The sequence below is a fragment of the Streptomyces millisiae genome (genome assembly GCF_031845425.1).
In the GTDB taxonomy this organism is placed as follows: domain Bacteria; phylum Actinomycetota; class Actinomycetes; order Streptomycetales; family Streptomycetaceae; genus Streptomyces; species Streptomyces millisiae.
On the sequence record NZ_JAVREM010000296.1, the window covers coordinates 1 to 455 of the forward strand.

The window sequence follows — 455 nt, forward strand, 5'->3', positions numbered from 1 at the left end:
GGTCATCACGAACCCGCCGCCGGAGGGCGGGGACCCGAACCGGATCGTCAACAATTACCTGCACGGTCAAACTTTCCCTGGGCTGTCTTCGCCGGTCACTGACGACGAGTTCACCCTGGGGCACGCCGTTCAACGCACCGACTATAGGCCACCGGAACAGGTGGTCAAGGTCGGTGGGCGGGCATCCCAGGCCGCCCTATCGGACAGCTTTGTCATCACCGTTGTACAAACCGGCCATAGGCATATTTGCCCGGCAAATCTAGCCTTGACTCATGACCGCCACCGCCGCACCGGCTGCCAAGAAGTCCACTTACCGGCCGCTGGAGCTGTTCGACACTGATCGGTTGCTCGATGACGACGAGCGTGACATCGCCGCGACGGTGCGGCAGTTCGTCGACACCCGGCTGCGACCCAACGTCGGCGAGTGGTTCGAAGAGGCCACGTTGCCCAAAGAG

1 pseudogene is annotated in these 455 nt (G+C 62.6%); it reads left to right on the forward strand.

The annotated features are described in order from the left end of the window. Positions 1 to 272: 272 nt before the first annotated feature. Positions 273 to 455: pseudogene (locus RNC47_RS36760) on the forward strand (acyl-CoA dehydrogenase); the annotation flags it as partial.